Consider the following 23,000-nt stretch of genomic DNA (forward strand, 5'->3'; position numbering starts at 1 on the left):
CCGGCTCGCCCGGCCGGCGCGACCCGGCCGGTCCCGGTCCGACCGGCCCCGCTCCGACCGGCCCGGAACGGGGTGCCGCTCCCCGCCCGTGCGCGCCGGCGCCGCGGATGTCGGAGGCGGGCGCCATGATGGCGCCACAGACCGCCCCCGGACCGGAGGAGCAGGACGTGGGACTGATGGCGCCGTTGCAGGACAGGCTGCGCACGACGTTCGCTGGCCAGGCCGACCGCGTGCCGGAGTGGGAGCTGGCCCTGGCCGACGGCGTGGACGCCGGGTACTTCCGGCCCGGTTCGGCGGTGTGGGCGGTGCACGGGTCGATGGCGACGATTCCCGCGGGCGTGCGCGCCCTGCTGACCCAGGCCCTGCACCCGGGTGCCCTGGCCGGCGTGGTGGAGCACTCCGACTACCGGAGCGACCCGCTGGGACGCCTGGCCGGGACCATCCGGTGGATCTTCACCGTCACCTATGGTGACACCGCCGCCGCGCACCGCGCCTCGGCGCACGTCCGCCGGATCCACGACAGCGTGCGCGGCAGCTACACCGGGGCCGACGGCCTGCAGCACTCCTACTGCGCCAACGACCCGGAGCTCGCCGAGTGGGTGCACCTGGCGTTCACGGACGCGTTCCTGCGCTGCCACCAGCGGTGGGGCGGGCCGATCCCGGGCGGACCCGACGCCTACGTGCGGGAGTGGGCCGTGGCCGGGCGGCTCATGGGCGTCGAGCGGCCGCCGCACTCCGAGGCCGAGCTCGACGAGCGCCTCCGGTCCTTCGGGCCCCGTCTCGCCGGGGGCCCCCGGGTGGACGACGTCGTGGCGTTCCTGCGCCGCCCTCCCCTGGACCCGGTGCTGCTGCCGGGCTACCGGGCCCTGTTCGCCGCCGTCGTGGACTCGCTGCCCGAGGACCGGCTGGGCCTGCTCGGTCTCGGGCGTCCGCGGCTGGGCCCCGTGCCGCTGCCCGTGCGGGGCGCCGCCGCGCTCACCCTGGCGGTCGCCGGCCGGGCCCTCGGACGGACCGGGCCGAGCGAGGCGGCCGCACGCCGCCGCCTCGCGCGCCTCGGCCTGCTCCGAGACCGCACCGCGCTCAGGCCGATGCCTCCTCGGAGCCGGCCCGCCCGGTGAGGTGGTCGTAGACCTCCGCGGCGGCCGAGGCCACCCCGTGCCAGGTCCGACCCGGCACCACCCGCCGCCGGCCCTCGCCGCCCAGGCACCGGCGCACGGCGGGGCACTCGAGCATCATCCGCAGGACCGTGGCGAGGGTCTCGGGCTCCTCCGGCGGGGTGAGCATCCCGGTGATGCCGTCGGCCACGGTCTCGGCGAGCACGGGCAGGCGGGAGGCGACCACGGGAGTACCGGTCGCCAGGGCCTCCACGGACTCCGTCGGGGCCGCGGCCCGGGTGACGGGGCGGTCCTTGCGGGCGACCACGAACACGTCGAACGCCTGGTGGTACTGCACGACCTGCTCGTCGGGGACCCGCCCCGCGAAGCGGACCCGGCCGAGCATGCCGAGCTCCGCGGCCAGCACCTCGAGATCCCGTCTCGCCGGGCCGTCGCCCACGACCACCACGAGCAGTTCCGGCACGTCGGCGGCCACGAGGGCGGCGGCGCGCAGGAGGTCGTCGAGGCCCTCGTGCTCCACCAGGTCCGCGACCGCGCCCACCACCCGGGCCGTCTCCGGCAGCCCCAGGACCCGGCGCGCCTCCCGCAGGGGGCGGGGATCCGCCAGGTAGGGACCGTCCACGGCCGGGGGCGTCACGCGGACCGGCACCGGGCCGGCCGGCAGGGTCCGCGTCAGCGCCCGCACCCGCTCACCCATGGCGCTGCTGGTGGTCACGACGTCGGCGGCGTCGGCGAGGGCCTCGGCCTCGCGGGCACAGTCGAGCCGGTGGCGCTCGCTCGAGGCGGCCTCGGCGGGCCGGGAGGCCGCCCACCGGTCGGCGGGCAACTCCCGCACCTCGTAGACCCACGGGATGCCCAGGGCCTCCGCCACCGCGCGGGTCACGAGGGCGTTGCCGGGCCGGCTCGTGGTGTGCAGCACCGCGGGCCGTGCGCGCAGCGCCAGTTCGAGCAGGGCCTGAGCCTCCTGCTGCAGCCGCGCCGTGGGCAGCAGCGGTTGCCGGCCGGGCAGGATCCGGTGGTAGGAGACGCCGTCGAGGACCTCGGTGGCCGCCCCGTGCGCCCTGCCGCCGGGGGGCAGGGGGCCGGGGCGCGTCACGGCGGTCACGGTCCAGCCCTGGGCCACGGTCGCGGAGAGCAGGGAGTGGTTGCGCGGGGCGCGGCGGCCCCGGGCCCGCGGCGGCGTCTCGGCGAGCACGTGCAGCACGGACGCGGGCTCCGGGCGGTAGCCCACCACCGGGGTGAGGGCGGGCCGCCAGCCGGAGAGCAGCCGCAGCTCGTCCTCGTAGTGGCTCAGCCGGCGCCGCTCCCCGGGCGTGGCGCGCCCGGCGGCCACGGCGCGCCGCAGCTCGACCACGGCCTCCGAGATCCGGCCGACGTGGCGGTGCCGGCGCGCCCTCGTGCCGGCGAGGTCCTTGGTGCCGGGCGGCACCTGCGCCAGGAGCCGGTCCGCCTCGGCCACGCGCCCCGCCGACAGGGCGGCCTCGGCGAGTCGGCGGGCCGTGCCCGCCGCAGGACGCCCGCGGCGGGCACGGCGGAGCCGGTGCTCGAGCTGCCGCTCCGCGCGCACGTCCGGGCCCAGCGTGCGGGCCACGGCGGCACCGGCCTCGGGCCAGGGACTGCGCAGCAGGGCGCGTGCGGCGGGTCGCGCCGCTCCGGTGGGGAGGACTCGGGCCGCGGGCAGCCAGAAGGCCTCGGGCTCGTCGTCCGGACTGAAAGGGCGGGGGGTGTGCGGCATGGCCTTCTCGCGGGGGTCAAGAGGGGCCGTCCCGGTCGATCGCGGGGCGTGCTGCGGGCGGGGGAAGTCGTTCCTCGCCGGGTCGGGGGCCGGCGGGGAACTACTGATCGTCAGGGCTCAGCGTAGCAACATATCCGCCGAGATCGTCGGCCGCGACGGCCGTGCCGATCCCCTCCATCGCCTCGAGGTCGGGCAGGACGACGGACTGCCCGTCCGGGGACACGCCGAGGCCGCGGTCGGGGGCCGTGAACATCCTCAGGTCCCCGGCGGAGAGACCGACCAGGTCGGGGGCCAGTCCGGCGATCCACGCCGCGTCGAGGCCCTCGCTGACCGTCAGGTAGGGCGAGAAGTCGCTGACCACGGTGTGCAGCCGGACGGGATGGAGCAGCGTCTGCGGGCCGAGCGTCCGCTCGAGCACGGCCCGCACGTAGGTGCGCTGGTTCTGCACCCGCTGGAAGTCCCCGCGCTCGAAGGCCTTGCGCTCCCGGACGAACTCGAGCGCCCGCTCTCCGTCCATGTGCTCGGGGCCCTCCTCGAAGGTCATGCCCTCGTTGGACACGAAGTCCTGGGGCACGTCGACGGTGACCCCGCCCAGGGCGTCGGTGAGGGCCTGGAAGCCGGCGAAGTCCACCTCGGCGACCTGGTCGACCCGGGCGCCGACGAGGTCCTCGACGGTCCGGACGATCAGAGGGACGCCGCCGAGGTCGAGCGCCGCGTTGATCTTGGCCTCCCCGACCCCGGGGATGGGCACCCACATGTCCCGCAGGACGGACATGACGTAGGCCTCACCGCCGTCCTCGGGGACGTGCACCAGCATGATGGTGTCCGCCCGCTCCCCCTCCACGCCCACGTCCGCCCGGCCACCGGGCCGGCTGTCCGCACCGAGCAGCAGCACGGTGGTCCCCCGGTCCTGGGCCGAGCCGGCGGCGGGCCGGCCGCTCTCGGCCGGGAACGCGTGTGCGACGACCTGTCTGCGGGCGTCGAAGGTCCGCCCCAGGTGCCAGAGGAACGCACCGGCCGCCAGGGCGAGCACCAGCACGAGCCCCAGAAGCACGAGGAGCACGCGCCGGAACGGGTGCCGGCGGCGCGGTGCCGCCGCCACCGCGCCGCCGGCGCCTCGATCGGCGCCACGGTCGGCACCACGGGCGGATCCGCGGTCGTGGACGGACATGGAAGGCTCCCGGTTCGGTGGATCGGGCGGACACCGGTCGCGGTTCGTCCGGGCCGGTGGTTGCCGCCCATGCTAGGCCGCCGCCGCTCGGGAACCGCTCGGAGACCGCTGGGAACACGGAGACCGCTGGGAACACGAAGGACGCCCGGGACGCGGGGGCGCGGTGCGCGGGGGCGCCGGAGGGCCAGGGTCCGCTCAGGGCACCCGGGCGATCCACTCCGGGGTGGCGAACTTCGTGGTCACCAGCCGGCGGGCGGCGGCGAGCTCGGCGTCGCGGACGGCGCCCTGCACGGCCCCGTAGCGTCCCGCGAAGACCTCCATGAGCCTGTCGACGACGTCGGCGCGGGCCATGCCGGTCTGCCGGCGCAGCGGGTCCACGCGCTTCTTGGCCGAGCGGTGCCCCTTGTCCGAGAGCTTCTCCTTGCCGATGCGCAGGACCTCGGTCATCTTCCGGGCGTCGATGTCGTAGCTCATGGTCACGTGGTGGACCATCCCGCCGCCCGCGAAGCGCTTCTGCGCGGCCCCGCCGATCTTGCCGTGCTCGGTGGCGATGTCGTTGAGGGGGACGTAAAGGGCTTCCAGGCCCATCTCCCGGAACGCCTGCATGACCCACTGGTCGAGGAAGGGATAGGACTCCGAGAAGCTGAGGCCGTCCACGAGCGTCTGCGGCAGGTACAGCGAGTAGGTGATGCAGTTGCCCGCCTCCATGAACATGGCCCCGCCGCCGGAGACGCGGCGCACCACGGAGACGCCGTGCCGCCGGGCGCCCTCCGCGTCCACCTCGTTGCGCAGGGACTGGAAGGAGCCGATCACCACGGACGGCTCCTCCCAGTCCCACAGCCGCAGGGCCGGCGGGCGCCGGCCCGCCCCCACCTCGCGGGCGAGGACCTCGTCGAGCGCCAGGTTCTCCAGGGTGGGCCGGACCGTGGGCGGGATGACCTCCCACGCGTGGTCCTCCCACGTCGTGGCGTGCGCCAGGGCCCGGCGGACCGCGGTGGCGATCGCCGCCGGGGAGAAGCCGAACAGCACCACGTCCTGCGTGAGGGCCGCCTCCACGGCCTCGACGATGTCCTGGTGGGAGATGTGCTCGCTGAGCCCGGTCAGCGCCGCGTTGATGTCCTCGAGGGCCTCGTCGGGCTCGAGGAAGAAGTCCCCGCTGACGGAGACGTCGGCCAGCCGGCCCTCGACCACGACCAGGTCCGCGACCACGAGCTTGCCGCCCAGCACCTTGAACTCCCCGTGCCGCCGCTCCTGCGCCATCCGCGTCCTTCCGTCGTCCGAGCCGGTGGTCCCGGGTCAGCCTACGCCGGGGCCCGCGGGCACGGCGCAGGCCCGGACCGATGCGGTCCGGGCCTGCGGGCGATCGCGCGGGGACCCGTGAACGGGCCGAACGTCAGCTGTTGGACTTGCCGAAGTTCTTGAAGCGGGCGTTGAAGCGCTCCACGCGACCGGCGGAGTCCATGATGCGCTGCTTGCCGGTGTAGAACGGGTGGGACTCCGAGGAGATCTCGACCTCGATGATCGGGTACTCGTTGCCGTCCTCCCACGTCTCGGTCTTCTGCGAGGTGGCGGTGGAACGGGTCAGGATCGTCTTGCCGGAGGCCAGGTCGCGGAAGAGGACCGGGTGGTAGTCCGGGTGGATGTCAGTCTTCATGGGGTTCAAACCTTTTCGTTGGTGCCTGGATTTTGCCAGCCACGGTTTCGCTCGGTGGGCGGTGCGCCGTCGTCGTCCGTCCGCGCGGTTCGAGCATGGCGGGGGCATCGGGCACCAGCGGTCCATCGTACGGGATCGCCGCTGGATATTCACGTGCCGCTGTCCCACACGACGAGGGGCCCGGCGTGCGCCGGGCCCCTCGTGCAGCGGTGGTCAGGTCGCGGAACCCGTCACCACCGGTGGGCGACGTCGACGACGAGCCGCGTGTGTTTCCCCGGGCCGTCGAGGACGAAGACCCGGTACGGCAGCCGGGCGCGGACGCCGAGGCCGAGGGTGGTCTGGCCCTCGAAGCTGCCCGCCCACGCCACCTGGCGGAACGTCCGGTAGTCGCTGACGTCGAGCACTTCCTTCCGGTTCTTCGGAAGGTAGGTGGCCTTGCCGTTCTGGTAGGCCGGCGCGTGCACGATGATCTGCAGATCGGCCGCGCCCCGGAGGGGGACCTTCTTGCCCGAGCCGTCCTCGTGGACGGCCGCGACGTACTGCACTCTGTAGCCCGGCGCGTGCTTCCCGCGCAGGTCGACGACCAGGCGGTCGAAGCACGCGTGCCGACCGGATCGCACGTTGGTGATCACATCGCTCGTGTACACGTCCGAGTTCTTCGGGGTGGATCCCCAGGTGATGCCGCAGTACGGGGCCGCGGCATTCGCGCTGCTGGGGACGATGAGCCCCAGCCCCATGGCCAGCACCACTGCCGCCAGCCATGAGATCAACTTCTTCATGATGCACCTTCTCGAGGGCCCCTCGTGCCCCCCACGGGCGCGAGCGGGTGCTTCCATGATCCGCCTTTTCGAAAGCTAAGTCTCCCGGCGAAAGCGAAGTGAAGCAGCAATCGTTATGGGAGGGACCGTCGCGGCCGCGGTCCCTCCGCGGGCCGCTCGCGAGCCGACGGCCCCGCGCCGGTCACTGCGCGCCGGCCGGAGTTCTCAGCCGCGGTCGGGCCGGGTCTCCCAGAAGGCCACGGCCGAGGCGGCGGCGACGTTGAGGGAATCCACGCCGTGGGACATCGGGATGCGGACGGTGAGATCGGCGTGGTGCACGGTGGCGGGGCTCAGGCCGTCCCCCTCCGTGCCGAGGACGAGAGCGAGCTTCTCGTCCCGGCGAGCGGACAGCTGCTGGAGGGTGATCGAGTCCTCGCTCAGGGCGAGCGCCGCCGTGGTGAAGCCCGCGTCCTTGATCCGCTGCAGGTCGGCGGTCCAGTGCTGCAGCCGGGTCCACGGGACCTGGAACACGGTGCCCATGGAGACCCGGATGGCGCGCCGGTACAGGGGGTCGGCGCAGCGCGGGGTGACGAGCACGGCGTCGACGTCGAGGGCGGCCGCCGAGCGGAAGATCGCCCCCACGTTGGTGTGGTCGACGATGTCCTCGAGGACCGCCACCCGGGAGGACGACGCCAGGAGCTGCTCCAGCGCCACCGGCTCCGGGCGCTGCATGGCCGCCAGGGCACCGCGGTGCAGGTGGAAGCCGGTGATCTGCTCGAGGACCTCGTCCGGTCCCACGTACAGGGGCACCTCCGGGTGCTCCGCCAGGACGTCCGCGAGGTCCTCCAGCCACTTGTCCGCCATGAAGAAGGACCGGGGCGAGTGACCGGCCGCGAGCGCCCGGCGGAGCACCTTGGAGGACTCGGCGATGTACATGCCGCGCTCGGGCTCGAGCCGGCGGCGCAGCTTGACGTCGGTCAGGCGGGCGTAGTCGGCCACCCGGGGGTCGTCGGCGCTGTCGAGGCGGATCAGGTGGGGGAAGTCGGTCACGGGGTCTCTTCGGGTCGCGGCGGGGGCGTGGCCGGTGGGGGCCGCCACGATCGTAGCGGCTGTGGCTGCCGCCGCACCCGGCCCTCGGGCTCAGACCAGCTGTGCGACCAGGCTCACGAGGGCGAGGACGCCGAGCACCACGATGACCGCGCGCAGGACCGGCGCCGGGAGCCGTCGCCCGATCTTGGCGCCGGCCCAGGACCCGATGCTCGAGCTGACCGCGATCAGCAGCACCACCCACCAGTCGATGCGGTCGGCGGCGAACAGGATGTAGGAGACCGCCGCCACGATGTTGACCACGGCCACGAGCACCACCTTCACGGCGTTGGCGGCCTGGAGGGAGGCGAGCAGGAACACGCCGAGGATCCCCAGCAGGAGCACCCCCTGGGCGGCGACGAAGTAGCCGCCGTAGACCCCGGCCAGCAGCACGAGGACGTACAGGGACAGCGGCTGGGACGCACGGTCGGGGTCGAGGGGCGTGGGAGTCTCGCCCCGGGCTCGGGCCTCGGCCTCCGCGGCGTCGGCCTGGAGGGCCTTGCGGCGGCGGACCGCGGCCTGCAGCCTCGGCTGGAAGACGACGAAGCCGAGGGCGACGACGACCAGCACCGGGGCGGCGTAGCCGAACACGGCCTCGGGCAGGTGCAGCAGCAGTGCGGCACCGGCCACGCCGCCCAGCATGGAGAGCGGGACGAGCTTCAGCAGGGTCCGCTCGACCCCCTTGAGCTCGGCACGGTAGTGCCACGCGCCGGTGAGGTTGCCGGCGACCAGGCCCATGGCGTTGGACATGGTGGCGGTGACCGGCGGCACACCCATGGCCACGAGCACGGGGAACGTCACGAGGGTCCCGGAGCCCACGATCGTGTTGATCAGCCCGGCCCACACCCCGGCGAGCAGGATGAGCCCCACCTGCCAGGGCTCGAAGGGCATGCCGGCGAGCAGGCCGGTGACGGCATCGCTGACGGTCTCCACGAAGGCGGACTCGGGCCCGGGCGCCGGGTCAGGACCGGGCGAACGCCGCGTAGCGGTTGCCGACCTTCACGAGCTTGAGGGGCAGGCCGAAGGTCTCGGAGAGGTTCTTCTGCGTCATGACCTGCTGGACGGGCCCGGAGGCCACGACCCGTCCCTCGCGCAGCAGCAGCGCGTGGGTGAAGGCGTCGGGCACCTCCTCCAGGTGGTGGGTGACCATCACGACGGTCGGTGCGGCCTCGTCCCGGGCCAGTTCGTCCAGCCGCGCCACCAGGTCCTCCCGGCCGCCCACGTCGAGGCCGGCCGCCGGCTCGTCCAGCAGCAGCAGCTCGGGATCGGTCATCAGCGCCCGGGCGACGAGCACGCGCTTGCGCTCCCCCTCGGACAGGGACCCGAAGCGGCGCTCCGCCAGGTGGCCGATGCCCCACGCGTCCAGGAGCTCCCGCGCCTGGGCCTCGTCGGCGTCGTCGTAGTTCTCGATCCACCGCCCGGTCACGCCGTAGGCGGCCGTGACCACGCAGTTGCGCACGGTCTCGGCCTCGGGGATCTGGGCGGCGAGCACCGTGGAGCTCAGGCCGATCCGCGGGCGCAGTTCGAAGACGTCCACCGCGCCGAGGATCTCGTCGAGGATGTCCACCATGCCGCGGGTGGGGTGCAGCCGGGCGGCGGCGATGGACAGCAGCGTGGTCTTGCCGGCGCCGTTGGGGCCCAGCACCACCCACCGCTCACCCTCGTTGACGACCCAGTCCACGGACTCCAGCAGGGTCTTCTGCCCGCGGACCACACTGACGTCCACCATCTCCAGCACAGCACTCATAGGGGCCACTGTAGGGCACCGGCGGCGCCGGTCCCCGTCCCGACGCCCGGCACCGGGCGGGGCGTCCGGGGGCACGGATAGACTGGCCGCATGACCACCGACCTCGCCGTGATCGCGTTCGCCCGGAATCCGGACCCGGAGGCCCGTGAGCGCATCCTCGCCCTGGTGCAGGACGCCGGCGCCGAGGTCGAGCGCTTCTCCACCGTGCGGGTGACCGGCCCCGGCTCCGCCGGCCCGGACTCGGAGGTCCCCGGCTACAACGCCTTCACCGCCCTCGTGCACGGCTCCGAGGCGACCGCTCTGCTCGCGGCCCTGCGCCCCGACCCGCTGACCCAGATGCTGCCGGGCGTGGACGTCAACGTGGTGCCGACCACCTTGTTCGACCCGGGGCGCAAGAAGCTGCTCATCATGGACGTCGACTCCACGCTCATCCAGCAGGAGGTCGTCGAGATGCTGGCCGCCCACGCGGGGCGCGAGGCCGAGGTCGCCGCCGTGACCGAGGCGGCCATGCGCGGAGAGCTGGACTTCGCCCAGTCCCTGCACGCGCGGGTCGAGACCCTCGCGGGGCTGCCCGCGTCCGTGGTGGACGAGGTCCGGGCCGCGGTGCGGCTCTCCCCCGGCGCCGACGTGCTCGTCAGGGCCTTCTTGCGGGAGGGGCACGCCGTGGCGGCGGTCTCCGGGGGCTTCCTGGGCGTGCTCACCCCGCTCGCCGAGCAGCTGCGGCTCACCCGGCACACCGCCAACACCCTCGAGGTCGTCGACGGGAGACTCACCGGCAGGGTGCTCGGGGAGGTCGTGGACCGCACCGTCAAGGAGCGGTGCCTGCGGACCTGGGCCGAGGAGCTGGGCGTCGCCCCCGAGGACGTCATCGCCGTGGGCGACGGCGCCAACGACATCGACATGCTCACGGCCGCCGGGCTCGGCGTGGCCTACAACGCCAAGCCCGCCCTGCGCGCGGCCGCCGACGCCCAGCTGAACCTGCCGAACCTGGACGCGGTCCGCTTCTTCGCCGATCTCTGACCACCTGCCGCGCAGGGGCCGCCGCTCCGGGCGGGCTCCTGCGCAGGACCCGTGGCCGTAGAGTGGGATGCAGCACGCGCGCAGATCGAGCACGAGACCACGCCCGGCCACGAGGAGAGACAGTGACGGCACCCGGTGCGCCCCGGCAGCGCCCCGGTTTCCTGGTGCGGATGATGCTGCTGCACCTGGCGGTGGTCGCGGCCGTGGTCCTGCTCTGCGGCGGGGTCTACGGCTGGCTGACCTACGAGCGGCTGGGCCGCGACGCGGAGCAGCGGGCACTGTCCATCGCCCGGTCGGTGGCCGCCGACGACGACGTCCGCGCGGGCGTGACAGCCCTTGACGACGCCGGTCCCGGGGACCTGGACCCGGACGTGCTGGCCCGGGGTGACCTGCAGCTCGCCGCCGAGGAGGTCCGCCGCCGCACGGACTCCCTGTTCGTGGTGATCACCGACGACGCCGGGCTGCGGCTCTCCCACCCGAATCCCGAGCAGCTGGGCCGGCCCGTGAGCACGGACCCCACGGAGGCGCTGGCCGGGCAGGAGGTCACCAGCCAGGAGCGCGGCACGCTCGGGCTCTCCGCCCGCGCGAAGGTCCCCGTGTACGCCCCGGGAACGGACGCCGTGGTGGGCGCGGTGAGCGTGGGGATCTCCCGCGCGGACGTGCTCGCCACGCTGGAGGAGGACATCACCCCCGTCGCGGCCACCGCGGTCGGCGCCCTGGGCCTGGGCGCGGCCGCCTCGGCCGCGATCGCACGCCGGCTCAAGCGCCTCACCCTGGGTCTCGAGCCCGAGGAGATCGCCACGCTGGCGCAGGACCAGGAGGCAGTGCTGCGCGGGGTCGACGAAGGCGTCATCGGCGTCTCCGCAGAGGAGCGGATCACCGTGTGCAACCGCGAGGCCGGGCGCCTGCTGGGGATCGAGGACCCGGACCGGCTCGTGGGCGAGCGCCTGGGCGACACCCGTCTGCCCGGCTCCTTCTCAGCGCTGCTGGCCGCGGCCACCCCGGAGTCCCCGGCCATCGAACAGGTCATCGGCCCGCGCGTGCTGATTCTGTCCGCCCGGGCGGTGCGTCCCGCCCGGGCACCGCAGCGACGCCTGCGGGACCCGCGGCGGACAGCACCCGGGCCGGGGTCGCACGTCCCCGAACTGGGCTGGGTGGTGCTGATCCGGGACCGCACCGAGCTGCAGTCCCTGACCCGGCAGCTCGACGCGGTCGGCGCCCTCAGCACCGCGCTGCGCGCCCAGCGACACGAGTTCGCCAACCGCCTGCACACCATCTCGGGGCTGCTCGCGATCGGCGACGTCGAGGAGGCCCGCAGGTACGTCTCCGAGGTGACCGAGACCGGGCCCCTGAGCTACCCGGCCGAAGGAGCCGAACTGCTGCGGGACCCCTACCTGCAGGCGTTCCTGGGAGCCAAGAGCGTCGAGGCCGCCGAGCGCGGCGTGAGCCTGCGCATCGGTGCGGACACCCTGGTCCGCGGTCGGATCACGGACCCGCAGGACGTCACCACCGTGATCGGCAGCCTCGTGGACAACGCCGTCCGCGCCGCCGTCCAGGGCGCGGCGGAGGACCGCTGGGTCGAGGTCGAGCTGCTCGACGACTGGACCGGCGGGGAGGGCACCCTGCATCTGGTCGTGGCCGACTCCGGTGACGGGCTGCCCGTGGAGGACCCGGAGCCGATCTTCGCCCAGGGCTGGTCCACCACCGCCCCGTCCGCCGTCGTCCCCGGCCACGGCGGCGGCGCGCCGTTCGACGCCCTGCCCGACGTCCACGGGCAGGGCTTCGGCCTGTCCCTGAGCCGTGAGCTGGCCCGCCGGCGGGGCGGGGACGTGTGGGTGGCCGACCCCGGGGGCCCCGGCGGTCCGGGAGCGGTCTTCTGCGCGCGCCTGCCCGGTACCGTGGTCCGCGACCCCGGGCGCGGGGCCGACGTCCACGGCGAACGGTCCGCCGGCAGAGCAGGAGGTGCAGGATGAGCGACGACCTGGTGGTCCTCGTGGTCGACGACGACTTCCACGTGGGACGGCTGCACGCGGGCTTCGTGAACGCCGTGCCCGGCTTCACGGCGATGACCCCCGTGGGCACCGCCGAGCAGGCGATGCGCACCGTCCACGCCCACCAGCCCGACCTCGTCCTACTGGACGTCTATCTGCCCGACGCGCTCGGCCTGGACCTGCTGCGGGCCCTCGACGTGGACGTCATCATGCTCACCGCGGCGGCGGACCCGGCCTCGGTGCGCACCGCCGTGCGCCGCGGTGCACTCGCCTACCTCATCAAGCCGTTCCCGAACGAGCGGCTGGCGCGCACCCTGCGGGCCTACGCCCGGTACCGCCGGCTCCTCGCCGACCGGGACGCGCTGACGCAGGACACCGTGGACCGTGCCCTGCACGCCCTGCGCCCGGGCGAGACCGCCTCCCCCGGAGAGCGCACCCGGTCCGCGACGGAGGCCTCCGTCCTCGCGGCCCTGGAGGCCGGGGTGCCGCTCTCGGCCGCGGAGATCGCCCGCAAGGTGGGCATCTCCCGCGCCACGGCCCAGCGCTATCTCTCCGCGCTGGCCGAGGACGGGTCGGTCGAGATCCAGCTCCGCTACGGGAGCACCGGGCGCCCCGAGCACCGCTACGGGCCGGCGGCGCCCTGACGCCAAGTTCATGCACAGGAGCGGTCCCTAGACTGCTCGCCATGGCCAGCAGGGTACGACCGGAACCACAGGACCACTGTGTCTCGTGGCCGGAGGAGATCTGCGCCGATCCGGTGGCGGAGCGGGCAAGGCTCTTCGCGGTGAACCTGCGCGCGGCCGCGGGGTCCCGGACGCTGCGCGAGCTCGGGACGCTCACCGGCGTCGACCACACCGCGCTGTCCCGGATCCTGGACGGACACGTCTGGCCGGACGGGTACACGATCGCCCGCCTGGAGGTCCGGCTGGGGACCAGCCTGTGGCCGCCGTTCGAGGAGTGACCCGCCCGGCCCGCCGGGACCCGCCCGTGCCCGGCAGGTCCGTCCCGGACGGGGACGGGCTGCGGTGCGAGCCGCGGACGGGACGGCGGCTCCGGCGGCGCCCCGCCGCCCGGGCCCCCGGCCGGGCGCCGGGAGCCCGGGTGGTCACGGGCGGGTGAGGTCCAGCCAGTAGGTGTCGCGCTCCTCGTCGTGGCGCAGGAGCCCCTCGAGCGGCCCGTCGTAGGCGTCCAGGGCGCGGCCCACGAGTTCGCGCACGTCCCGGGCGGCGACGGTGACGGGGCCGCCGAGCTCGTCGTCGGCCGTCTCGCGCACCACCACGACCCGGCCCGGGTCGCCCCAGACGTACTCGCCGTCGGCGCCGCGCAGGGCGTCGACGAAGAACTCCCGGTCGCCGTCACGGGTGAGCACGTCCAGCCGGACCGCGTCGGGGTGCCGGCGGGTCAGCTCGGCGGCCACGAGGCGCAGCAGTTTCCGGGCGTAGCTGCGCCGGGCACGGTCGAGCGCCTCCTCGGCGGCCTGGAGCACGTGGTCGGGGGTCCGGGCGGTGGTGGTCATCGCCGAGAAGCATATGCCCGCGCATGCACCGGCGCGGGACGCCACCCCGTGTCGCCGCCGGGCCTCCCCCGACGGCGTCCGCGCGGAGCGCACCCGGCTCCGGCCACGACGACGGCACCGGGAACAGCCGCGGCGCCGGGCAGAATGGCACCATGATCGACGCCCACCTGCACGTGGTCGACCCGCGGTTCCCGCTGGTGCCGAACCAGGGGTACGTGCCGCCGCGCTTCACGGTCGGGGACTACCGGTGGCGGGTCCGGGGCCTGGGCGTGGTGGGCGGGGCGGTGGTGAGCGGATCGTTCCAGGGCCAGGACCAGAGCTGGTTGCGCGCCGCGCTGGCGGAGCTCGGGCCCGGATTCGCCGGTGTGACCCAGCTGCCGCCCACCGTCGCGGACGAGCAGGTGCGCGCGCTGCACGGGGCCGGGGTGCGGGCGGTGCGCTTCGCCCTCCGCCGCGGCGCGGCCTCGGACCCCGCCGGCATCGAGCGTCTCGCCCGGCGGGTGCACGACCTCGCCGGGTGGCACGCCGAGTTCTACCTCGACGCCGCGGCGCTGGAGCACCTGGCCCCCGTGCTGCGGCGGCTGCCGCGGGCCGGCGTCGACCACCTCGGCCTGAGCGCGGCCGGGCTGCCGCGGCTGCTCGAGCTCGTCGGGCACGGCGTGAAGGTCAAGGCCACGGGTTTCGGCCGCGTCGACCTCGATGTGCCGGAAGCGCTGCGGAGGATCCATGCCGTGGACCCGACCGCGCTGCTGTTCGGCACCGACCTGCCGAGCACCCGGGCGCGGCGCCCGTTCCGGGACACGGACGTCGCGCTCGTCGTCGGAACCCTGGGCGCGGACGCCGCGGCGGCCGTGCTGCACGACAACGCGGCGGCCTGGTACGGGTTGCCGCGCCCGGCGGCCGCGCCCTGACCGGACGGGTCCTGCGCGGTGGCAGGAGTCAGCTGGCCGCCGTCGGGACGATGTTGTGGTTGCCACGGAACATGTTCCCGGGGTCGAAGCGGTTCTTCAGCTCCACCAGCCGCTCGTGCTTGTCGCGCCCGTAGGCGTGCCGTGCCGCCGCCACCGGGTCGCCGCCGGTCTCCGCCCCGAGGAAGTTGACGTACTGGCCGTGCTCCGCGAACGGTTCCAGGGCCGCGTGCACCGTCCGGGCGTAGGCCGTGAGCCGGGCGTCGTCGGCCGGGTCCCGCCAGAACCCGAAGATGTTCAGCCAGAACCGTGCGGCGCGGCTGGGCCACGCCGTGGCGTCCTCGGGCACCCTGCCGAAGGCGCCCCGGAGGTAGTGCAGGTTGATGCCGCTGCCCACCCAGGTGATCCGGGCGGCCACCGACACGAGCGCGGAGACGACCTCCTCGTCCAGGCGGCTGAACGCCACGTTCTTCCAGTAACCCCGGGAGCCCGTCGGGAAGACCGGGTCCTTCGCGGTCTGCCACACGGTCCAGGGCACCGGGCCCACGGTCTCGAGGTCGGGGGGCGCCGCCGCGCGCAATCGGTCGACGAGCTCGAGTCCGGCGCCGTGCTGCGGCGAGGCCCAGGCGAGCCCGACGGTCATGAGCACCTCGGGCCCGAGCCCGTACTCCGGCGGGAGGACCACGAAGGACACGATGGTGTTCATCTCGTCCGGGAGTTCCCGCGCCCAGGCCTCGAAGGCCGCCAGCGCCTGCTCCCAACGCGGGCGGCGGTAGACCAGGCCGCCCGCCAGGACGGGGGACGCCAGCGGATGGGCCCGGCACTGGAACGAGGTCACCACGCCGAAGTTCCCGCCCCCGCCGCGCAGCCCCCAGAACAGTTCGGGGTGCTCCGCCTCGTCGACGTGCAGGTGCTCGCCCGCGGCGGTGACGACCTCCGCGGAGACCAGGTTGTCGATGGTCAGGCCGTGGGTGCGGGTCAGCCATCCGATCCCGCCGCCGAGGGTGAGTCCGGCGACGCCGGTGCCGCCGACCACGCCGAGCGGAACGGCGAGGCCGTGCGGGGCCGTGGCCCGGTCCACGTGGGCGAGGGTGGCTCCCGGCTGGGCGGTCACGAGGCGCGCCGCCGGATCGACCACGACGCCGGTGAGACCGCCGAGGTCCAGGACGAGTCCGTCGGCGACCGTGCTCTGCCCGGCGATGTTGTGCCCGCCGCCGCGCACGGCCAGCGGCAGACCGGTGCTCCGGGCGGTCGCCAGGACGAGGTCGACGTCGGCGACGGACCCCGCCCGGGCGAGAGCGCGCGGACGGACGTCGACCATGCCGTTCCAGACCCGTCGTGCGTCGTCGTAGCCGGGGTCGTGGGGGCCGATCAGTGCGCCGGTGAGGTGCGCCGCGAGGTCGCGGAGGGCCCGATCGGTCGCACGGTCACCGGCGGGGCGGTGGAGGCTCATGGCGAGGTCCTGCGACGAGGGGCGCTCGGGCCCCGGTGGAGCGGCGGAGCGGCCGCCGAGGGCGTGGCAGGAAGTGTAGTCCCCGGTTCCCGCCCCGACAACGGAGGGCGGCTACTCGGGCCACACCTGCCGGTCCGGGCCCTGCAGGACGTAGCGCAGCTCCACCGCGCCGCCCTCGAAGTGGGTGGTGCGCTGGAGCCGCAGGTCGCGCGCCGCCGCGGTCGGCAGGACGGGATGACCTCCGCCCAGGACGATCGGCATGTAGGTCAGCCACAGCTCGTCGAGCAGGCCGGCGTCGGCGAACTGGGCCGCGAGCTGTCCGCCGCCCACCACCCACAGGTTCCGCCCGCCCGCGGACGCCACCATGGCCTCGGCGTGCAGCGTGACGGCACCGCTGACGAACTGCAGGTCCGCCCCCTCCAACCGCGGCAGCTCGCGGTGGCTGAACACCCACACCGGGAGGTCGCCGTAGGCCCAGTCCCCCTGGTCGAGGACGAACTCGTACGTGCTCGCGCCCATCGCGAGCGCCCCGACCTCGGCCAGGAAGGCGTCGTAGTGCTCCTGATAGGCCTCGAAGCCGTACTGCAGCAACCAGTCGAGGTGGTTCTCCCGGTCGGCGATGTACCCGTCGGCGCTGGCCGCCACGTAGTACTGCGTTCTGCTCATGCGCACCAGGTTACGCACGCCGCCGGGGGCTTCCCAGAGGTGCTTCCCCCCGCGCCCCGGACGGCGTCATGATGGGGGCACCGACCCATCGATCCGGAGGCCCGGCCATGCCCATGCTGCTCAATCCCTACTTCTCCTTCCGGGACACCGCCGAGGAGGCGATGACGTTCTACCGCTCCGTGTTCGGCGGGGAGCTGTCGATCAGCCGGTTCAGCGAGTACGGGGCCAGCGACGACCCCGCGGAGCAGGACAAGGTCATGCACTCGATGCTCACCACCGGCACCGGCATGGTCCTGATGGCCTCCGACACCCCGAACAGCATGGACCTGGTCGTCGGGGACAACGTCTCGGTCTCGGTGAGCGGCGACGACGAGGCCGTGCTGCGCGGCTGGTGGGAGGAGCTGGTGGCGGGCGGGACCGTCACGATGCCGCTCGAGGAGGCGCCCTGGGGCGGCCTGTTCGGGATGGGCACCGACCGGTTCGGCATCCACTGGATGCTCAGCGTCGGCGACGCCGGCTCCTGACGCGCCCCCAGGCGCGGCACCGCCGTCCGGATCGCGCGCCCGCCCCGACCCCGGGCGGCGGGCCGCCCGGCGCAGGGGGCGCGGTGCGGCCGTGGCTCGCCCCGGCGCTCTGGTGCTCCTGGGCGCGGCCGGTGCACGGGCAGGTCGCGGGACGTCCGGCCGGGGTCAGTCCCGGGCCCGGAGCTGCTCGGCGAGCGGCCGGTAGTGCCCGGACATCGCGGGGTGGTAGTCCCGGGCGAAGTCGACGGCGTCCGGGTCCCCGCCGGTCTCGGCGGCGACGAGCCGGTCCAGGTAGTACTCCCAGCCGGGCCCGACCGACTCCACCTCGTCGGGGTCGGGGTATCGGTGGGTGAGCTGCAGGACGGTCCTGCCGTCGTCCTCGTGGAGGTCGAGGTCCACGCGCCAGGCGTCGGCGGCCGTGCCCAGGGTGAGCGCCAGGTGCCGCGGCGGGTCGCAAGCGCGGATCAGCAGGGGCTCGGGCCGGTCCCAGTCCTCGGCGGTCGTCAGGACCTCCACCCGCCCGGAGGCCGGGTCCCCGCGCCACGTGCCGTACCACCGGGCGAGCCGGCCGGGGTCCGTCACCGCGGACCAGACCTCCTCGACGGGGGCGTCGAGGGCGCGGGTGAGGACGAGATGGCCCCTGGGGTCGAGCCGTCCGGTGGGCTGTGGGGTCATGGCGGCTCCTCGCTCGGCTCCGCACCGCGCGGAGGTGCTCTCGGCCCAGGCGCGGACGGCCCCGCCCCGTGTGGTCCATGACTAGCACCCGCGCCGGACGGGCGGCGTCACATTGCGGACGGTTTCGCGCCGCCCTCAGCAGCTCAGTGACCGGGCGGGCTCAGGCGCGGGCCCGCACGCCGCTCCCCCGTGCCGCCTCGACCACCTCGGCGTCGACGAATCCGTGGGCGGCCACGGCTCCTCGCACCCGCTCCAGCAGCGCGGCACGGCGCTCCGGACCCGGAGCGGGGCCGTACGCGATGAGCAGCGTTCCTCCCGGGGCGAGCGCGTCGCGCAGCACGGAGAGCTCCGGTTCCGCGGAGGTCGTCCAGAAGAGGTTGACGTCCACGCCGAAGGCGACGTCGAAGGACCCCGCGGGGACGTCGAGGTCGGCGAGCGGGACCTGACGCACGGTCAGCACTCCGGCGTCCACGGCCGCGCGGTTGCGCTCCGCGGCACGGGCCACGGCGGTGGCCGAGCGGTCGATCGCCAGCACCGACCCGCCGCAGAGCCGGTCGAGGACGAGCTGTGCCGCCGCGCCGCCGCCGCAGCCGAACTCGAGCACCCGGGACCCGGGACGGAGGCCCAGCTGCTCGACGGCCCACCGATTGCGCTCCGGCGCCGGACGCCGCGCCACGGTCACCGCGAGCTGACCGTGGCGAACCTGCGCAAGCACAGCGGCACGAAGACCGCGAGCAGCAGCAAGCTCCCCGCCACCACGGTCAGGACCGGGTGCTGCATGGGCCACACGTCCGGCACCGGGGCGGACCCGGTGTTGCCGAGCAGCTGGCGGGCGGCCTGCACGAGCGCGGAGACGGGATTCCAGTTGGCGAAGGTCTCGAGTGGTCCCGGGAGGTTCTGGGACTGCACGAACGCGTTGGAGATGAACGTCAGCGGGAACAGGATGATGAACGAGGCGTTGTTGACGGTCTCCGGACTGCGCACGCTCATGCCCACGAATGCCATGACCCAGCTGAACGCGTAGCCGAACAGCAGCAGCAGGGCGATCCCGGCGAGGAACGACCCGACCGATGTCGTGAACCGCCACCCGACGACGAAACTCGTGCCGATCATGATGATCATGGACACGCCGTTGAGCACCGGGTCGCTGTTGGTCCGACCGATCAGGACCGCCGAGGGACTCATGGGCAGGGTCCGGAAGCGGTCGACGATGCCTTCCTTGAGGTCCTGGGCCATGCCGGCCCCCGAGAACGTGGAGCCGAAGAGCACCGTCTGCCCGAAGATCCCGGCCATCAGGTACTGGGTGTAGTCGGTTCCCTGCACCTGGATCGACCCGGCGTAGACCTGGCTGAACAGCAGGACGAACATGATGGGCTGGAGCACGGCGAAGACGAGCATGTCCGGTGAGCGCCGCAGTTTGATGAGGTTGCGCTGGGTGATCGTCCAGCCGTCGGCGGCCCAGCTGCTGAGGGTGGCGCCGGGGCTGGTCGATCCGGGCAGGGCGCGGGTGCTCATCGGTGCTGTCCTCCGCCGGTCGCGCTCACGGCGTTGCCGGATGCTTTCTCGTCGCCGGCGGCCTGTGCGGTGGTGTGCCCGGTGAGCGAGAGGAACACGTCGTCGAGGGCGGGCCGGCGCATCCCGGCGTCGTGCAGGCCCACGCCCTGGGCGTCGAGATCCGCGAGGATGCGCTGGAGGGCCTGCGGGCCCTCCTGGACCGGGATGTGGAGCTCGCGCCCCTGCTCGCCGAACGTGGGGGTGCCCTCCCCGTGGCGGGCGAGCACGTCGGAGGCCCGCGCGGCGTCGGCCCCGTCCTGCAGGACGACGACGACCCGGTGACCGCCGAGGCGGGTCTTCAGCTCGTCGGGAGGGCCCGCCGCGATGACGTTCCTGTCGTCGATGACGGAGATCTCGTCGGCGAGCTGGTCGGCCTCCTCGAGGTACTGGGTCGTGAGCAGGACCGTGGTGCCGTCCTGGACGAGGGACCGGATCACGTCCCACAGACCGATGCGGCTGCGCGGGTCCAGGCCCGTGGTGGGCTCGTCCAGGAACAGGACGCGGGGCCGGATGACCAGCGCCCCGGCGAGGTCCAGGCGACGCCGCATGCCGCCCGAGTATCCTTTCACGGTGCGGTCCCCGGCCTCCTCGAGGTCGAACGGCTCCAGCAGCTCCGCGGCCCGGCGCCGGGCGGTCGCCGCGCCCAGGTGGTACAGCCGGCCGACCATCCGCAGGTTCTCGGTGCCGGTGAGGTTCTCGTCGACCGCGGCGTACTGACCGGAGGCACCGATCATCCGCCGGATCCGGGCCGGGTGGGCCACCACGTCGACCCCGTCGATCCGCGCGGTCCCGGCGTCCGGGGTGATGAGAGTGGTGAGCACCTTGACCACTGTGGTCTTGCCCGCTCCGTTGGGGCCCAATAGGCCCTTGACGATGCCCTCCGGCACGGCCAGGTCGAGGCCGGACAGGGCGTGGACCGTGCGCGAGCGGGACCGGTAGGTCTTGGTCAGCCCCTCGACCCCGATGAGTGGACCGGTCATGGTGGGGCTCCGTCCTGGGCGCGCCCGCCCCTGTTCCGGTCGGCCCCGTCCTGCCCCGGGACCCGGTCGTCCGATCGGTGACGTGAGGAGCATCTCACCGACCCCGGACAGCGCACCAGTCCCCGGCCCGCTGACGGCGCAGCGCCGCCCGGAACGTGTCCGGGCGGCGTTGCGCCGTCACCTCGTCGCACGCCGGGCAGGTCCCCGGCAGGGCTACTTCCGCCCGGCCTTCGCCAGGAAGTCGTCGGCGCCGCCGACGAGCTCGACGTGTCCGGTGGGGACGTCGGCGGTGACCATCCGGGCGATCTCCACGGCGAACTCCTGCACGGAGTAGAGCTTGCCGGCGGCCTCACGGCGCTCCTCGAGCGCGCCCGGGCGGGCCCGGTTGAGCAGGGTCGCGGTCACGGTGCCCTCGATCATGTCGCCGGAGACCACCACGAACGTGATGCCCTTCTCGGTCAGCTCCGGGATGCGGGCGGAAAGGGTGTCCTCGCCGGCGCGCTTCGACTTCGCGACCTCCACGTACTCCGGCATGGTCTCGACGTCGTTGATGAAGTGCGCCTGGTGGCTGGTCACGAAGACCACGCGCCCGCCCTCGGGCAGGTGCTCGAGAGCGGCGGTGAGCGTGTCGTTCTGCGCGTCCCGGTTGAGCTTGAGCGCGTAGTCCTCGCCGAGGTCGGTCTCCATGCCGCCGGAGGCGTTGAGCACGAGCACGTCCACCCCGCCGAAGGCCTCCACCGCGCGGGCGAACAGGGCGCGGACCTCCTCGGGCTCGGTCATGTCGGCCTGGACGGCGATGGCCTTCCCGCCGGCCGCCTCGATCTCCTTGACGACCTTGTTGGCGCGGGGCGCCTTCTGCCGGTAGTTGACGACGACGTTGGCGCCCTCTCCGGCCAGCAGCTTGGCGGTGTCGGCGCCGACGCCGCGCGAGGACCCGGTGACGACCGCGGTCTTGCCTGCAAGTGAACTCATGGTGCTCCTTCGGTGGAACGTGCGGGGATCATGGGGCGGCAGGGCTCAGTGGCCCATGCCCAGGCCGCCGTCCACGGGGATGACGGCGCCGGAGATGTACTTCGCCTCGTCGGAGGCGATCCAGCGCACCACGGCGGCGACCTCCTCCGGCTCGGCGAAGCGGCCGGCCGGGATCGAGGCGAGGTAGTTCGACTGGGTGTCCTCGGGCAGCGCCGCCGTCATCTCCGTGTTGATGAACCCGGGGGCCACGACGTTGGCGGTCACGTTGCGCCCGCCCAGCTCACGGGTGATGGAGCGGGCGATGCCGACCAGGCCGGCCTTGGACGCGGCGTAGTTGACCTGCCCGGGCGAGCCGTAGAGCCCGACCACGGAGGAGATGAGGACCACGCGGCCCCGCTTGAGGCGCATGAACCCCTTGGCGGCGCGCTGCACGACACGGAAGGCACCGGTGAGGTTGGTGTCCACGACGTCCTGGAAGTCCTGCTCCTTCATCCGCAGCAGAAGGGTGTCCCGGGTGATGCCGGCGTTGGCCACGACCACCTCGACCGGACCGAACTCGGCCTCGACCGCCTTGTACGCGGCGTCGATCGAGGCGGAGTCGGTGACGTCGGCCTGCACCGCGAAGAAGCCCTCGGGCGCCTCGCCGGAACGGTAGGTGACGGCCACGTGGTCACCGGCGTCCTGGAACGCCTGCGCGATGGCCCGTCCGATCCCGCGGTTGCCGCCGGTCACGAGGACGGTGCGGGGTGCCGGGCTGCGCTGCTCGTCTGCCATGGGGAGGGGGCCTTTCGGTCGTGGGTCGCGGAGCCCGCGGTGCGGATCGGGTGCGGGGTCCGCGGGGAAATCCCCCCAATGGTACCGGTCGGGGCCGGTGACCGGCCGGTAGTCCCCGGGCACCGCCTTCTCGATGTCGGACCCCGGTGAGACAATTGATCGTCTGTTGGGAGGACCATGACCAAGCGCTATCGCACGACCGGCGGGACCGCCGGACAGGACGACGTCCACTCCATCACCACCACGGCGGAGCCGCACACCCAGGACATGGGCCACCGGATGAAGGTCTACAGCATCCAGATGGGCCTGCGCATCGTGTGCCTCATCGTGTTCGTCGCCGTCGACAACATCTGGGTCCGTGGCGTCGCGATCCTGGGCGTGGCCATCCTGCCCTGGATGGCGGTGCTGCTGGCCAACAGCAACGACCGCTCCACCCGCACGAGCCACTACTACGAGCCGCCCGCCGCGCCGGCGCTGGCCGCCGCGCCCGAGCCGGCACCGCCGGCCGAGCCGCGGGCGATCGGCTTCGTGCTCGAGGGCGAGTTCGTCGCCGGCCACGGGGAGGACGACACCACCCCGGCGGGCTCCGGGAGCAGGGCCGCTCCCAGCGGGGACCCGGCTTCCTCCGCTACTGTCGAGGACGAGACCACCCGGCGCCGCGGCGCGGCCTGAGCCCGCCGCGGGCCGACCCGGGACCCCAC

25 protein-coding genes are annotated in these 23,000 nt (G+C 74.0%); 8 read left to right on the forward strand and 17 right to left on the reverse strand.

Annotated features, from left to right (window positions below; all coding sequences use genetic code 11):
• The first annotated feature begins 128 nt into the window (after positions 1-128).
• Positions 129-1,118, forward strand: a complete 990-nt coding sequence (locus ABD220_RS08135; RefSeq protein WP_344121655.1) for an oxygenase MpaB family protein — start codon at positions 129-131, stop codon at positions 1,116-1,118.
• Here the strand turns inward: ABD220_RS08135 and ABD220_RS08140 are convergent.
• The 8 genes from ABD220_RS08140 to ABD220_RS08175 form a co-directional block, all read right to left on the reverse strand.
• The gene (locus ABD220_RS08140; RefSeq protein WP_344121472.1) at positions 1,081-2,850 is read right to left on the reverse strand and encodes a glycosyltransferase family 4 protein; all 1,770 of its coding nucleotides are present in this window, start codon (positions 2,848-2,850) and stop codon (positions 1,081-1,083) included. The genes ABD220_RS08135 and ABD220_RS08140 overlap by 38 nt on opposite strands.
• 100 nt (positions 2,851-2,950) lie before the next feature.
• Positions 2,951-4,021, reverse strand: coding sequence for an LCP family protein (locus ABD220_RS08145; protein WP_344121474.1), 1,071 nt, complete (start codon positions 4,019-4,021; stop codon positions 2,951-2,953).
• 195 nt (positions 4,022-4,216) lie between these two features.
• A complete protein-coding gene (gene lplAB / locus ABD220_RS08150; protein ID WP_344121475.1) occupies positions 4,217-5,281 on the reverse strand; it encodes a lipoate-protein ligase LplAB in 1,065 nt (354 codons plus the stop codon).
• A gap of 133 nt (positions 5,282-5,414) precedes the next feature.
• Positions 5,415-5,675: a type B 50S ribosomal protein L31 gene (locus ABD220_RS08155; RefSeq protein WP_344121476.1), complete on the reverse strand. Its 261-nt coding sequence runs from the start codon at positions 5,673-5,675 to the stop codon at positions 5,415-5,417.
• A 230-nt stretch (positions 5,676-5,905) separates the two neighbouring features.
• Positions 5,906-6,454 carry an AMIN-like domain-containing (lipo)protein gene (locus tag ABD220_RS08160; protein ID WP_344121478.1) on the reverse strand — a complete coding sequence of 183 codons (549 nt, stop codon included), beginning with the start codon at positions 6,452-6,454 and terminating at the stop codon, positions 5,906-5,908.
• 204 nt (positions 6,455-6,658) lie between these two features.
• Complete coding sequence (locus ABD220_RS08165; RefSeq protein ID WP_344121480.1) at positions 6,659-7,483, reverse strand: TrmH family RNA methyltransferase; 825 nt, start codon at positions 7,481-7,483, stop codon at positions 6,659-6,661.
• Between the two features lie 90 nt (positions 7,484-7,573).
• Positions 7,574-8,410, reverse strand: coding sequence for a sulfite exporter TauE/SafE family protein (locus ABD220_RS08170; protein WP_344121657.1), 837 nt, complete (start codon positions 8,408-8,410; stop codon positions 7,574-7,576).
• Between the two features lie 70 nt (positions 8,411-8,480).
• A complete protein-coding gene (locus ABD220_RS08175; RefSeq protein ID WP_344121482.1) occupies positions 8,481-9,266 on the reverse strand; it encodes an ABC transporter ATP-binding protein in 786 nt (261 codons plus the stop codon).
• A 90-nt stretch (positions 9,267-9,356) separates the two neighbouring features.
• Here ABD220_RS08175 and serB point away from each other — a divergent pair, with 90 nt between their 5' ends.
• The 4 genes from serB (at position 9,357) to ABD220_RS08195 (ending at position 13,238) form a co-directional block, all read left to right on the forward strand.
• Positions 9,357-10,286 carry a phosphoserine phosphatase SerB gene (gene serB / locus ABD220_RS08180; RefSeq protein ID WP_344121484.1) on the forward strand — a complete coding sequence of 310 codons (930 nt, stop codon included), beginning with the start codon at positions 9,357-9,359 and terminating at the stop codon, positions 10,284-10,286.
• Between the two features lie 122 nt (positions 10,287-10,408).
• Complete coding sequence (locus tag ABD220_RS08185; protein WP_344121485.1) at positions 10,409-12,259, forward strand: sensor histidine kinase; 1,851 nt, start codon at positions 10,409-10,411, stop codon at positions 12,257-12,259.
• Entirely contained in the window at positions 12,256-12,921 is a 666-nt protein-coding gene (locus tag ABD220_RS08190; RefSeq protein WP_344121487.1) for a response regulator, read from the forward strand. The genes ABD220_RS08185 and ABD220_RS08190 overlap by 4 nt, the downstream gene beginning before the upstream one ends.
• A gap of 140 nt (positions 12,922-13,061) precedes the next feature.
• Entirely contained in the window at positions 13,062-13,238 is a 177-nt protein-coding gene (locus tag ABD220_RS08195) for a helix-turn-helix domain-containing protein (protein ID WP_344121489.1), read from the forward strand.
• Positions 13,239-13,382: 144 nt separating this feature from the next.
• On the opposite strand, the gene ABD220_RS08200 is transcribed toward ABD220_RS08195, so the two are convergent.
• Positions 13,383-13,793, reverse strand: coding sequence for a hypothetical protein (locus tag ABD220_RS08200; RefSeq protein ID WP_344121491.1), 411 nt, complete (start codon positions 13,791-13,793; stop codon positions 13,383-13,385).
• Between the two features lie 152 nt (positions 13,794-13,945).
• On the opposite strand from ABD220_RS08200, the gene ABD220_RS08205 reads away from it, so the two are divergent.
• Positions 13,946-14,704: an amidohydrolase family protein gene (locus ABD220_RS08205; RefSeq protein WP_344121493.1), complete on the forward strand. Its 759-nt coding sequence runs from the start codon at positions 13,946-13,948 to the stop codon at positions 14,702-14,704.
• Between the two features lie 28 nt (positions 14,705-14,732).
• Here the strand turns inward: ABD220_RS08205 and ABD220_RS08210 are convergent, their stop codons facing one another.
• Complete coding sequence (locus ABD220_RS08210; protein WP_344121495.1) at positions 14,733-16,154, reverse strand: FAD-binding oxidoreductase; 1,422 nt, start codon at positions 16,152-16,154, stop codon at positions 14,733-14,735.
• Between the two features lie 111 nt (positions 16,155-16,265).
• Complete coding sequence (locus ABD220_RS08215) at positions 16,266-16,820, reverse strand: dihydrofolate reductase family protein (protein ID WP_344121497.1); 555 nt, start codon at positions 16,818-16,820, stop codon at positions 16,266-16,268.
• 107 nt (positions 16,821-16,927) lie between these two features.
• Between ABD220_RS08215 and ABD220_RS08220 the strand changes: the two genes are divergently transcribed.
• On the forward strand, positions 16,928-17,344 hold the full coding sequence (locus ABD220_RS08220; RefSeq protein ID WP_344121499.1) for a VOC family protein: 417 nt from the start codon (positions 16,928-16,930) through the stop codon (positions 17,342-17,344).
• 165 nt (positions 17,345-17,509) lie between these two features.
• Here ABD220_RS08220 and ABD220_RS08225 read toward each other — a convergent pair whose 3' ends face one another.
• The 6 genes from ABD220_RS08225 to ABD220_RS08250 all read right to left on the reverse strand — a co-directional run bounded on the left by ABD220_RS08225 (position 17,510) and on the right by ABD220_RS08250 (position 22,299).
• On the reverse strand, positions 17,510-18,019 hold the full coding sequence (locus ABD220_RS08225; protein ID WP_344121501.1) for an SRPBCC family protein: 510 nt from the start codon (positions 18,017-18,019) through the stop codon (positions 17,510-17,512).
• Between the two features lie 160 nt (positions 18,020-18,179).
• Positions 18,180-18,695, reverse strand: a complete 516-nt coding sequence (locus tag ABD220_RS08230) for a class I SAM-dependent methyltransferase (protein ID WP_344121503.1) — start codon at positions 18,693-18,695, stop codon at positions 18,180-18,182.
• Positions 18,696-18,697: 2 nt separating this feature from the next.
• The gene (locus ABD220_RS08235) at positions 18,698-19,534 is read right to left on the reverse strand and encodes an ABC transporter permease (protein WP_344121506.1); all 837 of its coding nucleotides are present in this window, start codon (positions 19,532-19,534) and stop codon (positions 18,698-18,700) included.
• Positions 19,531-20,553 (reverse strand): ATP-binding cassette domain-containing protein, encoded by a 1,023-nt coding sequence (locus ABD220_RS08240; RefSeq protein ID WP_344121508.1) that lies wholly within the window; start codon positions 20,551-20,553, stop codon positions 19,531-19,533. Before ABD220_RS08240 ends, ABD220_RS08235 begins: the two co-directional genes overlap by 4 nt.
• Positions 20,554-20,766: 213 nt before the next feature.
• Positions 20,767-21,525 carry an SDR family oxidoreductase gene (locus tag ABD220_RS08245; protein ID WP_344121510.1) on the reverse strand — a complete coding sequence of 253 codons (759 nt, stop codon included), beginning with the start codon at positions 21,523-21,525 and terminating at the stop codon, positions 20,767-20,769.
• A 45-nt stretch (positions 21,526-21,570) separates the two neighbouring features.
• Positions 21,571-22,299 (reverse strand): beta-ketoacyl-ACP reductase, encoded by a 729-nt coding sequence (locus ABD220_RS08250; RefSeq protein WP_344121511.1) that lies wholly within the window; start codon positions 22,297-22,299, stop codon positions 21,571-21,573.
• 177 nt (positions 22,300-22,476) lie between these two features.
• Here ABD220_RS08250 and ABD220_RS08255 point away from each other — a divergent pair, with 177 nt between their 5' ends.
• The gene (locus ABD220_RS08255) at positions 22,477-22,971 is read left to right on the forward strand and encodes a DUF3099 domain-containing protein (protein WP_344121513.1); all 495 of its coding nucleotides are present in this window, start codon (positions 22,477-22,479) and stop codon (positions 22,969-22,971) included.
• The last annotated feature ends 29 nt before the right edge of the window (positions 22,972-23,000 follow it).

It is taken from the genome of Kocuria aegyptia (assembly GCF_039530085.1).
GTDB classification, from domain to species: domain Bacteria; phylum Actinomycetota; class Actinomycetes; order Actinomycetales; family Micrococcaceae; genus Kocuria; species Kocuria aegyptia.

What these genes read in the sequence shown, in the direction of transcription:
- ABD220_RS08135 (WP_344121655.1), top strand. Translation starts at nt 129, where the DNA reads ATGGCGCCACAGACCGCCCCCGGACCGGAGGAGCAGGACGTGGGACTG.
- ABD220_RS08140 (WP_344121472.1), bottom strand. Translation starts at nt 2,850, where the DNA reads ATGCCGCACACCCCCCGCCCTTTCAGTCCGGACGACGAGCCCGAGGCC.
- ABD220_RS08145 (WP_344121474.1), bottom strand. Translation starts at nt 4,021, where the DNA reads ATGTCCGTCCACGACCGCGGATCCGCCCGTGGTGCCGACCGTGGCGCC.
- lplAB (WP_344121475.1), bottom strand. Translation starts at nt 5,281, where the DNA reads ATGGCGCAGGAGCGGCGGCACGGGGAGTTCAAGGTGCTGGGCGGCAAG.
- ABD220_RS08155 (WP_344121476.1), bottom strand. Translation starts at nt 5,675, where the DNA reads ATGAAGACTGACATCCACCCGGACTACCACCCGGTCCTCTTCCGCGAC.
- ABD220_RS08160 (WP_344121478.1), bottom strand. Translation starts at nt 6,454, where the DNA reads ATGAAGAAGTTGATCTCATGGCTGGCGGCAGTGGTGCTGGCCATGGGG.
- ABD220_RS08170 (WP_344121657.1), bottom strand. Translation starts at nt 8,410, where the DNA reads ATGCCCTTCGAGCCCTGGCAGGTGGGGCTCATCCTGCTCGCCGGGGTG.
- ABD220_RS08175 (WP_344121482.1), bottom strand. Translation starts at nt 9,266, where the DNA reads ATGAGTGCTGTGCTGGAGATGGTGGACGTCAGTGTGGTCCGCGGGCAG.
- serB (WP_344121484.1), top strand. Translation starts at nt 9,357, where the DNA reads ATGACCACCGACCTCGCCGTGATCGCGTTCGCCCGGAATCCGGACCCG.
- ABD220_RS08190 (WP_344121487.1), top strand. Translation starts at nt 12,256, where the DNA reads ATGAGCGACGACCTGGTGGTCCTCGTGGTCGACGACGACTTCCACGTG.
- ABD220_RS08200 (WP_344121491.1), bottom strand. Translation starts at nt 13,793, where the DNA reads ATGACCACCACCGCCCGGACCCCCGACCACGTGCTCCAGGCCGCCGAG.
- ABD220_RS08205 (WP_344121493.1), top strand. Translation starts at nt 13,946, where the DNA reads ATGATCGACGCCCACCTGCACGTGGTCGACCCGCGGTTCCCGCTGGTG.
- ABD220_RS08210 (WP_344121495.1), bottom strand. Translation starts at nt 16,154, where the DNA reads ATGAGCCTCCACCGCCCCGCCGGTGACCGTGCGACCGATCGGGCCCTC.
- ABD220_RS08215 (WP_344121497.1), bottom strand. Translation starts at nt 16,820, where the DNA reads ATGAGCAGAACGCAGTACTACGTGGCGGCCAGCGCCGACGGGTACATC.
- ABD220_RS08220 (WP_344121499.1), top strand. Translation starts at nt 16,928, where the DNA reads ATGCCCATGCTGCTCAATCCCTACTTCTCCTTCCGGGACACCGCCGAG.
- ABD220_RS08225 (WP_344121501.1), bottom strand. Translation starts at nt 18,019, where the DNA reads ATGACCCCACAGCCCACCGGACGGCTCGACCCCAGGGGCCATCTCGTC.
- ABD220_RS08235 (WP_344121506.1), bottom strand. Translation starts at nt 19,534, where the DNA reads ATGAGCACCCGCGCCCTGCCCGGATCGACCAGCCCCGGCGCCACCCTC.
- ABD220_RS08240 (WP_344121508.1), bottom strand. Translation starts at nt 20,553, where the DNA reads ATGACCGGTCCACTCATCGGGGTCGAGGGGCTGACCAAGACCTACCGG.
- ABD220_RS08245 (WP_344121510.1), bottom strand. Translation starts at nt 21,525, where the DNA reads ATGAGTTCACTTGCAGGCAAGACCGCGGTCGTCACCGGGTCCTCGCGC.
- ABD220_RS08250 (WP_344121511.1), bottom strand. Translation starts at nt 22,299, where the DNA reads ATGGCAGACGAGCAGCGCAGCCCGGCACCCCGCACCGTCCTCGTGACC.
- ABD220_RS08255 (WP_344121513.1), top strand. Translation starts at nt 22,477, where the DNA reads ATGACCAAGCGCTATCGCACGACCGGCGGGACCGCCGGACAGGACGAC.